Source organism: Sphingopyxis sp. BSNA05 (genome assembly GCF_013265645.1).
Classification (GTDB): domain Bacteria; phylum Pseudomonadota; class Alphaproteobacteria; order Sphingomonadales; family Sphingomonadaceae; genus Parasphingorhabdus.
In genome coordinates this window covers 1-10,709 of sequence record NZ_PYIA01000010.1, presented here as the reverse complement: position 1 = coordinate 10,709, position 10,709 = coordinate 1, and the positions used below count along the sequence as shown (strand labels likewise).

Genomic DNA, 10,709 nt, shown 5'->3' with positions numbered 1-10,709 from the left:
TAGCGTTTTCGCGTGATAAAATTCCACCCAGATCGCCTTGGGCAGCACATTCGCTGTTCGATTGCATGAGAGTTGATAAAATCCACACCATGGCCGAAGTTCTTTTCAACATGCGGAGACGATTTTCACGCAAAGACGCTAAGGCGCTAAGAGTGATAGTTATTGACGATACGTTTGAGACCCAGTTTGAAAGTCGGTGCGCCGAAATTCCAAAATCTGGACAGACCATCGTCATTGCGAGGAGCGCAGCGACGCGGCAATCCAGAGCGTCCTGCACCCATCATCAGTACGTGCCGCTTTGGATTGCCACGCTGCGCTCGCAACGACGTCCTTGGTATAAGGGTGCAAAGCTCTCACTTTCACTGCCCCAATCACTGACCTCTTCGCGCCCTAGCGTCTTCGCGTGATAAAACTACCCCGCCACCAGCACCACATAAGTGCTCTCGACCCAGCCGCTCTTGCACGGGCCGTCATAATTGCGCTTGGCGCGCACCGGAGAGGACACGCCGCAATCGACCGGCGTGCTGTTCGCCGGATCGGACGGCTTGTCATAGACAATGCCGAACCATTGCTGGTCGATGCTGCGGGTGCAGATATGGACGATCTGGCCGGCGGCGAGACTGTCGATTTTTCGGCGGCGTCAAAGGGCGCGCTCAGCACCGGTAGCGATCCGCTGACATGGCGGCCGACTTCGCCGACCGACTGGCAGGCATCGAAACGGGGGCCACCTTCGCCGATACGCACCGGCTTGGCCGTGGGTCCGGTCTCGACCCGTTCGGTCCGACCGGTCGGATTGTCGATATAGGAGCTGCTTTCGGCCAGATCGTCGCTGACCTTGGTGGATTCGGAGCAGGCGATGGTTGCCAGGCATAGAAGGGAAGCGGCGAGCAGGGTTCTGTTCATGCCAGAGGTTTAGCGCAAAAGCGGGCACTTTGGGAAGCTGCGAATAAATTGGGCAGGACGAGCCCGGGCGCAGAGCGGATCGAAGCCTGCCAGCCTGCCGTTCGTCCTGAGCTTGTCGAAGGACCTCCATCCCCGCCCGCAATGATTTCTTTAAGGCCCACCGCCGTTCGCCCTGAACCCGATCGGTACCCCCGACTCTCCGTTCGTGCTGAGCCTGTCGAAGCACCTGCACGGTCTCCAGCGTCCTTCGACAAGCTCAGGACGAACGGTGCGCAGCTAGGCTACTGCGCGTTCAGCATGCACGGCGCATGTGGCAACATCGATGGGAATATATGATCCCTCACAGCACGATCTGGGTCTGCGTGACCACGGCCACCAGCGTGTCGTCCTCCAGCGTGATCTTCGTCTGCCAGACCGACTGGCGGCGGCCGACCTTGAACGGCGTGGCCTCGCCATAGACGATAGAGCCCTCGGGGGCCGCACTCAGGAAATTGGTCTTGCTTTCCGAAGTCGTCGTACCGCTCGACCCTTCGGGCAGATTGGCAAAACCGCCGAATGCGCCGAGCACGTCGGCGAAGGTCATCACCGCGCCGCCGTGGATGCTGGGGCTGCCCCTTCCGTTACCCGCAGTGCAAATCTCCGGCCGCACCAGCATTTTGCCGCGCACGACGTCCTTGTCCATCTCGGTAATCGTGATCCCCATGGTCTTGGCAAAGGGCACCATATCGGCTGGATTGGTCATGATTTGGATCCTTTTTGATTCTGGTTCACGCGAAGGCGCGAAGCAGCGAAGTCAGTGTGGTTATTGACGATGCGCCTGCATCCTGCCTTGAAAGTCGGCGCACCGAAGTTCATTAGCAAACCGACCGGTAGGTTCATCAGACGGAGATATGTCAGCAGCTGTTTGGCATGCACCGGCATATGCCTTTCGGTTGATTTCAATTCAATCAGCAACCTGTCTTCCACAAGCAAATCAACGCGAAAACCTTCCTCTAACGTGACATCCTGATATCTGATCTTGATCGGCTTCTGCCGATCAACTTTCAACCCCAGATTGGAAAGCGATCGGGCGAGAAGCGCCTCATACACGCTTTCGAGCAGTCCCGGACCAAGGTCGGCATGCAACCTGTATCCGCATTCCACCGCCATTGCCGACAGCTCTTCAACCGGATTATTCATAGCGAATTCTTCGCATTCTTCGCGGCTTCGCGCGAGAAATTTATTCCGCTTGTCCTAATATGTTAAGCAGTTGATTTCTTGCAGTAATATTATCGAAGAATCCTACATTTTCCTTGGGTTTGCCGGTTCCAGCGGCTATGGTCGGGGAATGAGTGACATTAGCAATGACGATAAGCCGGAAGATGCTTCCAAATCTTCCAATCAAAACGAATATGGCGCCGATTCCATCAAGGTTCTCAAGGGCCTGGATGCAGTTCGCAAGCGCCTGGCATGTATATCGGCGACACCGATGACGGCAGCGGCCTGCATCACATGGTGTTCGAGGTATCGGACAATGCGATCGACGAAGCCCTCGCCGGCCATTGCGACCTGATCCTGATCACCCTCAACGCCGACGGCAGCGTCTCGGTCGAGGATAATGGCCGCGGCATCCCGACCGGCATGCACAGCGAGGAAGGCGTCTCGGCAGCCGAGGTCATCATGACCCAGCTCCACGCTGGCGGCAAGTTCGAGAATACCTCCGACGACAATGCCTACAAGGTCTCCGGCGGCCTGCACGGCGTCGGCGTATCGGTGGTCAACGCCCTGTCCGAATGGCTGGAACTGGACATCTGGCGCGACGGCAAGGCGCATAACATGCGCTTCGAATTCGGCGATGCGGTAAGGCCACTGAAAGTGGTCGGCGATGCGCCGCCTGCCGACAATGCATCGGGCGTCAAGAAGGGCACGAAAGTCACTTTCTTCCCGTCTCCCGCGACCTTCAAGATCACCGACTTCGATTTCGAGAAGCTCGAGCATCGCTATCGCGAACTCGCCTTCCTGAACAGCGGCGTGCATATCATCTTGCGCGACGCACGGCATGAAGAGGTCAAGGAAATCGATCTGTTCTACGAGGGCGGAATCGCCGCGTTCGTGCAATATCTCGACCGCAACAAGACGCCGCTGGTCCCCGAGCCGATCGCCATCCACGGCGACCGCGACGATGTCATCATCGATGTCGCGCTGGAGTGGAACGACAGCTATTATGAGAACGTCCTCTGCTTCACCAATAACATCCCGCAGCGCGACGGCGGCACCCACCTGGCGGCCTTCCGCTCGGCGCTGACCCGGACGCTGAACAATTATGCCGAAAGCTCCGGCGCACTGAAGAAAGAGAAGGTCAAGCTGACCGGCGACGACATGCGCGAAGGCCTGTCGGCAATTGTATCAGTCAAACTCCCTGATCCGAAATTCAGCTCGCAGACCAAGGACAAGCTGGTCTCCTCCGAAGTGCGCCAGCCGCTGGAAAGCCTGATGGCCGACAAGCTCGCCGAATGGCTCGAGGAAAATCCGCAGAACGCCGCAATGGTCATCCAGAAGGTGATTGATGCCGCTGCCGCCCGCGAAGCGGCGAAAAAGGCGCGCGAACTGACTCGGCGCAAAGGCGCGATGGACATTGCCTCGCTGCCCGGCAAGCTCGCCGATTGCCGCGAAAAAGACGCGAGCAAATGCGAACTCTTCCTGGTGGAAGGGGACTCCGCTGGCGGGTCGGCCAAACAGGGCCGCGACAGCATGTATCAGGCGATCCTGCCGCTCAAGGGCAAAATCCTCAACGTCGAACGCGCCCGTTTTGACCGGATGCTCTCGTCCAAGGAAGTCGGCACGCTGATCCAGGCCATGGGCACCGGTATCGGCCGAGAGGATTTCAATCTTGAAAAGCTGCGCTATCACAAGATCGTCATCATGACCGACGCTGACGTCGACGGCGCGCATATCCGTACCTTGCTGCTGACCTTCTTCTATCGGCAGATGCCGGAAATCATTCTTGGCGGCCATCTCTACATCGCCCAACCGCCGCTCTACAAGGTCGGCAAGGGCAAGAGCGAAGTCTATCTCAAGGATGACAATGCGCTCGATCAATATCTGGTCGAAGCCGGTCTGAGCGGCATGGTCCTGCACACCGCCGAGGGCGCGCGCAGCGGTGAAGACCTGCGCGGCCTGATCGAACATGCCCGCAGAATGCGCAGTCTGATGACCTATGTGCCGCGGCGCTACGACAGCACCATTGTCGAGGGAATGGCCCTCACAGGCGCTCTCAATCCGGATCACGGGCAGGCGGAACGGCAAGCCGCCGTCGACGCGACCGCAGCCTGGATGGACAAGGTTGACGAGGAAGGCCGCTGGTCGGGCCAGGTGTCCGAAGAAGGCGGCTATCTGTTCCAGCGTTTCTGGCGCGGGGTCACCGACCACCATATCATCGAAGCGAAATTTCTGGAAAGCGCCGAAGCGCGCAAGCTGCACCAGCTCGCCTCGGAAGAAACCGCAACCTATGGCAGCGGCAGCCGGCTGATCAAATCGGCCAGCGGTGACGCGGATAGCAGCGAGGATGCCGGCATCGGCTCCGAAGGAACGCTGATCACGCGCCCTTCAGAGCTGCTTGATACGGTGATGGCCGCAGGCCGCAAGGGCCTCGCCATATCCCGCTACAAGGGTCTTGGCGAGATGAACGCGGAACAGCTGTGGGAAACGACGCTCGATCCGGAAGTGCGCTCGCTGCTTCAGGTAACGGTTGAACAGGCTGACGTGACCGACGATATCTTCACCAAGCTGATGGGCGAAGTCGTGGAACCGCGGCGCGAGTTCATTGTCGACAACGCGTTGAACGTCGCCAATCTGGATATCTAGCCTCTGCTGCCCTTAGGCCTTTGGGGCATATGGCGAAGGAGCATCCCGATCGTTAACTGTCTGCCATGATGATGGCGAGGCAGGAATGAAGCACGATTGCGATATCGGGAAGAGCCGATGAGCCGGGTTACCGTCTGGTATGATGGTGCATGCCCGCTGTGCATCCGGGAAATCGCCCTGATGCGCAGGCTCGATAGGCGCAGCGCCATCACATTCACGGATATTTCCGCAGCCGGCGCGTCCTGCCCGATCGACCGGCGATTGATGCTCGAGCGATTTCACGCTGCGGAAAATGGAAAATATTATCAGGCGCCGCCGCCTTTTCCGCCATGTGGCGCGCCATCCCGGTCATGCGGCCGCTTGGCCAAGCCGCCCGCATTCCGGGCGTGCTGCCGATCCTTGAAGCCCTGTACATCCAGTTCCTCAAAATCCGGCCGCACATCCAGAAGCGGTTCAAGTCGATAGACTAGGGTCAGGAAGCGGCGGCGACAGCCCCCATCATCAGCTCCTGATCCTTGCGGATCGGGTTGCCGCGCAGGCACAGACCACCGTTTACCTGCAGATTTTCGCCGGTCATGAAACATTCGTCGCTGGCGAGGAATACCGCCGCGGCGGCGATGTCTTCGCTGGTGCCGATCCGACCAAGCGGATAGCGCGCCTTGAAGGACTCCACCAGTCCCGGCACCTGATCGACGCCAGCGGTCATCGGCGTCCGTGTCAGTCCCGGAGAAATGCTGTTGGCCCTGATACCCTGCTCGCCGAATTCATGCGCCACGCAGCGAATGATATGGTCGGTCGCGGCCTTGGTTCCCATATAGGCAGCGTGGTCGTTGAGCATGATCGTTGCCGTGGCCGAACTGATCTGGATCAACGATCCGCCATCGCCCATCGCCTTGATCATTTCCTGATAGAATTGGAACGGCCCGACCAGCTGCAGCGCCGACATGGTTTCCAGTTCTTCCTTGGTATTTTCCAGGAAGGGCTTGAGAAAGCCCAGGCCGGTTGCGTTAACCGCGATATCAACGCCGCCCAATTTGCTTTTTGCTGTCTCGCCAAGAGCCTTGATATCGGCTTCGCTGGTAAGATCGCAAAGCGCATAATGGCCGCCAATCTCTTCGGCAAAGCGCTTCAGTTCTTCTTCCTTGCGTCCCGCGACCAGCACATCGGCGCCTTCATCGTGAAACCGCCTGGCAATCACCTGCCCCATATTGTCGCGACCTGCGGCCCCCAAAACTATCGCCTTTTTTCCTTCCAGACGTCCCATAGACTTGCTCCTCCAATCCAGTTGTTATGCGTTGCTCCATATTAGCCGTTCACCAACTGGGCACTACTCTCACAATGGCTATTGCCGTTCGTAAAAAAGGGCCGGATCAACTCGCGTCAACCCGGCCCAGATTAATCAACGGGAGTTGACTAGAACTTGAAAGCAGCTTCCACGAATACCTGGCGGCCGCGATTTTGCGTGACCACGAGATCGTCGCCAACGCCTGGCTCGAGGAACGGACGACCGCTGCTGGTATTGATCCAGATTTCATCGGTCAGGTTAACGCCGACCAGCGACAATTTCCATTTTCCTTCGGGATCGCCGATCGAGACGGAACCATCTATGGAAATATAGCTGTCCTGCTTGAGATCCGAGAAGGAATCCTCGTTGGTGAAATAGGATCCGCTATACTGGAGGTTTCCGTTCAGTCCCAGTTCGAGGGCATCGCCCAGCGGAACAAACCAGTCAAAGGCAGCATTGGCAGCGAATTTTGGCGCACGAGCTGCGGCCCGGCCGTCGATGTCCTCACCCGAGGTCGTCACGAACGGAGCGGTAAATTTCGCGTCGGTATAGGCGATCGAACCGGAAAGGTTCAGACCTTCGACTGGCGTCCGCCATCCCCATTCGACATCGACACCCTGGCTGGTCAGCTGGCTGGCGTTGAACGTCTGGAACTGGACCGCAGCGGCATCGAAATTCTGCACCTGAAGATCATCAAACACATAGTAGAAAACCGAAGTGTTGAGCGTCAGCGTACGGTCGGCAAATTGTGCCTTAACGCCCACTTCACCGCCGAGACCGGTTTCCGACTTGAATTTCAGCGCATCGGCTACAGCCTGACGAGTGGCGGGATCCGGGTCGTTGAAGCCCAGCAAGCTGGAGGATGGCAAAGCGCTGTTGTCGATACCGCCGGATTTGAAACCGGTCTTGAAAGCACCGTAAATATTGATGTCCGGGGTAGCCTGATAACGGATCGAAAGTTCAGGCGAGAAATTGTCATCGCTGAATTCAATTGGTCCGGAGAAGAAGCCGCTCTGGATGAACGCCGGGCCCGATGACAGGAATGTGTGGACATAGGGCACGGAAATACGGCTGGTCTTGTTTTCGTCGGTCCAGCGCACACCACCGGAAATCTGCAGCTGTTCGGTCAGGTCCAGTGTGGCACTGGCAAAAAACGACAGTGCTTCGGTTTTGGTGTTCTGCTTCTTGTACCAGTCATAGGTATATCCGGTAACCGGATCCGGTCCGACAAAGGAAATGTTCACGCCCTGTTGCGAGGTATCGAAATCAATGTCGCGCGATTCATAGAAAGCGCCGACCATGAAATTGAACATGCCGTCAAAATCGGTGGTAACGCGCAGTTCCTGGGTGAACTGTTCGGTCTTGTTGACAGGGTCGCTGCAACCCGCATTGCCCGGAACGCCCGGAGCGATTTCCCCGACATAGGCATAGCAGTCCGTATCGATGGAATCGAGGCTGAGATAGCCGGAAACCGACGACAGGGTCAGCGAGTCGGAGATGTCCAGATCCCATTTCAGGCGCCCGAAGAAAATCTCCGTTTCGCCATACGGAACGCCATTTTCGAAGCGCGTGTCACCACCGGAACCCGCTGGTACGTTCGACACAAGCGCCGCGGCACCGTCGGATGTATGATAGAGGCCATCGCGGTCGTTACAATCGGCATTGGACGGAATGACAAGCCCGCCCTGGAGCAGATAAACGGGATCCGCCACGCCGTTGGCGCCGCAGTTCACATCGGTATGGCCAATGGCGCCGTCGCTCTTGTTCTTGACATAGTTCAGCTTCAGATTGGCGTTGAAATTGTCAACCGGATCCCATTGCAGGGTCACGCGGCTGATGAAATTGCTGATTCCGCGGGAATCGCGGATGCTGCCATCGGGATTGAAGGCTGGCGTACCCGGCGCAAGCTTCACATAATCCTCGATATCCTGATATTGCGCAGCCACGCGGATGCCCAGCGTGTCGGTAACCGGACCGGAAATATAACCACCGGCGGTGTAGCCATTTTCTTCAAACTCGTAGGAAGCTTTGCCGCCCATTTCCCAACTCCTTGTGGGATTGGCGGAACGGATGGCGAAAACACCGGCCGAGGCGCTCTTGCCGAAGAACAGCGACTGGGGCCCCTTCAGGACATCGATCTGCTGCACGTCGAAGAAGCCGGCCTGCACGATACGCATCGTGCTCACCTGGACACCGTCGAAGTCGAAGGCAACGGCGGAATCGAATGCTGCGGAAATATTGGATGACCCGACGCCGCGCAGGCTGATCTGGCCGCCCGAACCGGAGCCACCAACCTGCACATTGAGCGCGGGCACACGGCTGACTACGTCGGCGATTTCATTGACCTGGAACTTCTCCAGCGTATCGCCTCCGATGGCGGAGACGGTCACAGGCACTTCCTGCAAGGTTTCGGTCTGCTTACGCGCGATCACGGTAATGACATTGCTGTCGTCATATTCGGCAGCATCTTGTGCATGGGCTGGTGCGGCGATGCCGGCGAAGGCCAGACTCGCTGCCGAACCCATCAGCAACCCCCGGACGGAATTGCGGGGCAATATTGTATCAAGACGTGTCGATTGTGAACTCATAAGAACCTCCAAAAAAATACCTCAGCTATGAACCTGAGGTACATCCAAAACTGACGGCTTTTTATTTGCCGCCTTAATTGCAAGCGACTAACAGGTCCCTTGGTGCCTGCTACTGTCACTTTCGCTATTTGGAGCGTTGCTCTATTACCAAAATTGACAGGCCGGGATCAGCTTGCGCTGCCCCGGCCCGATTTGTTCAACAGAAGCGTATATCAGAACTTGAAGGCGGCCTCCACGAAGACCTGACGACCACGGTTCTGCGTGACCACAAGATCGTCGCCGACGCCCGGTTCAAGGAACGGACGACCGCCGCTGGTGTTGATCCAGATTTCATCTGTCAGATTCACCCCGACCAGCGACAGCTTCCATTTGCCTTCCGGATCACCGACCGAGATCGAGCCATCGATGGACACATAGCTGTCCTGCTTGAGATCCGAGATGGAATCCTCATTGGTGAAATAGGAACCGCTATACTGAATGTTGCCGTTGAGACCGAGCTCGATCGAGTCCCCCATCGGTACCGTCCAGTCAAAGGCCGCGTTGGCAGCAAATTCCGGCGCGCGCGCCGCTCTGCGGCCATCGATATCCTCACCCGAGGTTGTCACGAAGGCGCTGTGAACTTGGCATCCGTATAAGCGATCGAACCGGAGAGATTCAGGCCCTCGACCGGCGTGCGCCATCCCCATTCGACATCGACACCCTGGCTGGTCAGCTGGCTGGCGTTGAAGGTCTGGAACTGGACCGTAGCGGCATCGAAATTCTGCACCTGCAGATCGTCAAACACATAATAGAAGATCGAGGTGTTCAACGTGACGGTCCGGTCTGCAAACTGCGCCTTGACGCCTACTTCACCACCAAGACCCGTCTCGGACTTGAATTTCAGCGCGTCGGCAACCGCCTGACGGACGGCCGGATCCGGATCGTTGAAGCCCAGCAGGCTGTTTGATGGCAGCGCACTGTTGTCAATACCGCCTGACTTGAAACCCGTCTTGAACGCACCATAGATATTGATATCCGGCGTCGCCTGATATTTCAGCGAGACTTCAGGCGAGAAATTGGAGTCCTTGAAGGTAATCGGTCCGGAGAAAAAGCCGCTGCTGATAAAAGCCGGTGTCGCGGAAAGGAACGTGTGGACATAAGGAACGCTGATGCGCGAGACTTTTTTCTCGTCGGTCCAGCGGATCCCGCCGGACAGTTCCAGCTGGTCGGTAAGATCCAGGGTCGCACTGGCAAATAGCGACAGCGCCTCGGTCTTGGTATTCTGCTTCTTGAACCAGTCATAGGTATTGCCGGTGACCGGATCGGGTCCGACGAAAGAGATGTTCACACCCTGTTGCGAGGTATTGAAATCGATGGTGCGGTCTTCGTAGAAAGCGCCGACCATGAAGTTGAACATTCCGTCAAAGTCGCTGGAGATACGCAGTTCCTGCGTATATTGCTCCGTTTTGTTCTGCGGATCGCTACAGCCGGCATTGGCCGGTACGGTGGGCGAAAACTGACCGACATAGGCATAGCAGTCGGTGTCAACCGCATCGAGGCTCAGATAGCCGGAAACCGATGACAGGGTCAGCGAGTCGGTGAGATCGAGATCCCATTTGAGCCTGCCGAAGAAAATTTCCGTCTCGCCATAGGGAACACCGTTTTCAAAACGCGGCTTTCCGGCCGAACCGTCGGGAAGCTGACCGGTCAGAGCAGCGGCACCGTCAGAGTGATGGTAGAGACCATCGCTGTCGTTGCAGTCGGCGTTGGACGGAATGACCAGACCGCCGGAGAGCAGATATACAGGATCCGCCACCCCGTTGGCGCCGCAATTGATATCGGAATGGCCAACCGCGCCGTCATTTTCATTTTTGACATAATTCAACTTCAGATTGGCGCTGAAATTGTCGACCGGATCCCATTGCAGGGTTACGCGGCTCACGAAGCTCTGCAGTCCGCGGGCATCGCGGATGCTGCCATCCGGATTGAAAGCGGCCGTGTCCGGGGCCAGCTTCACATATTCATCGATGTCCTGATATTGCGCAGCGACGCGGATACCAAGCGTTTCGGTAAGCGGACCGGAAATATGCCCGCCCACCGTATAGGCTTTT

Annotated in this window: 7 protein-coding genes and 2 pseudogenes; 2 read left to right on the top strand and 7 right to left on the bottom strand. The window is 57.4% G+C overall.

All coding sequences use genetic code 11. The features are described 5' to 3' along the window. Window positions 1–390: 390 nt before the first annotated feature. The 3 genes from C8024_RS01000 to C8024_RS00990 all read right to left on the bottom strand — a co-directional run bounded on the left by C8024_RS01000 (window position 391) and on the right by C8024_RS00990 (window position 2,082). Window positions 391–903, bottom strand: coding sequence for a hypothetical protein (locus C8024_RS01000; protein WP_173202628.1), 513 nt, complete (start codon window positions 901–903; stop codon window positions 391–393). 340 nt (window positions 904–1,243) lie between these two features. Continuing rightward, window positions 1,244–1,645, bottom strand: a complete 402-nt coding sequence (locus C8024_RS00995; RefSeq protein ID WP_173202627.1) for a PaaI family thioesterase — start codon at window positions 1,643–1,645, stop codon at window positions 1,244–1,246. Further along, entirely contained in the window at window positions 1,642–2,082 is a 441-nt protein-coding gene (locus C8024_RS00990; protein ID WP_173202626.1) for a GxxExxY protein, read from the bottom strand. The genes C8024_RS00995 and C8024_RS00990 overlap by 4 nt, the downstream gene beginning before the upstream one ends. 148 nt (window positions 2,083–2,230) lie before the next feature. Between C8024_RS00990 and gyrB the strand changes: the two are divergent. Then, window positions 2,231–4,746 (top strand): annotated as a pseudogene (gyrB, locus tag C8024_RS00985) (DNA topoisomerase (ATP-hydrolyzing) subunit B). A gap of 117 nt (window positions 4,747–4,863) precedes the next feature. Next, window positions 4,864–5,216, top strand: a pseudogene (locus C8024_RS00980) (thiol-disulfide oxidoreductase DCC family protein). Window positions 5,217–5,218: 2 nt separating this feature from the next. Here the strand turns inward: C8024_RS00980 and C8024_RS00975 are convergent. From C8024_RS00975 to C8024_RS00960, 4 genes are all read right to left on the bottom strand, one after another. Then, window positions 5,219–6,010, bottom strand: coding sequence for an SDR family oxidoreductase (locus C8024_RS00975; protein ID WP_173202624.1), 792 nt, complete (start codon window positions 6,008–6,010; stop codon window positions 5,219–5,221). Between the two features lie 149 nt (window positions 6,011–6,159). Further along, a complete protein-coding gene (locus C8024_RS00970) occupies window positions 6,160–8,556 on the bottom strand; it encodes a TonB-dependent receptor (RefSeq protein ID WP_217271911.1) in 2,397 nt (798 codons plus the stop codon). A gap of 275 nt (window positions 8,557–8,831) precedes the next feature. Next, a complete protein-coding gene (locus C8024_RS00965; RefSeq protein ID WP_173202622.1) occupies window positions 8,832–9,224 on the bottom strand; it encodes a TonB-dependent receptor in 393 nt (130 codons plus the stop codon). Then, on the bottom strand, window positions 9,221–10,709 hold a 1,489-nt coding region (locus C8024_RS00960), incomplete at its 5' end, for a TonB-dependent receptor (protein ID WP_173202621.1). The genes C8024_RS00960 and C8024_RS00965, both read right to left, overlap by 4 nt.

Bases quoted from the DNA above. Each gene is read 5' to 3' on its own strand.
- C8024_RS01000 (WP_173202628.1), bottom strand. From the start codon at position 903: ATGAACAGAACCCTGCTCGCCGCTTCCCTTCTATGCCTGGCAACCATC.
- C8024_RS00995 (WP_173202627.1), bottom strand. From the start codon at position 1,645: ATGACCAATCCAGCCGATATGGTGCCCTTTGCCAAGACCATGGGGATC.
- C8024_RS00990 (WP_173202626.1), bottom strand. From the start codon at position 2,082: ATGAATAATCCGGTTGAAGAGCTGTCGGCAATGGCGGTGGAATGCGGA.
- C8024_RS00975 (WP_173202624.1), bottom strand. From the start codon at position 6,010: ATGGGACGTCTGGAAGGAAAAAAGGCGATAGTTTTGGGGGCCGCAGGT.
- C8024_RS00970 (WP_217271911.1), bottom strand. From the start codon at position 8,556: ATGGGTTCGGCAGCGAGTCTGGCCTTCGCCGGCATCGCCGCACCAGCC.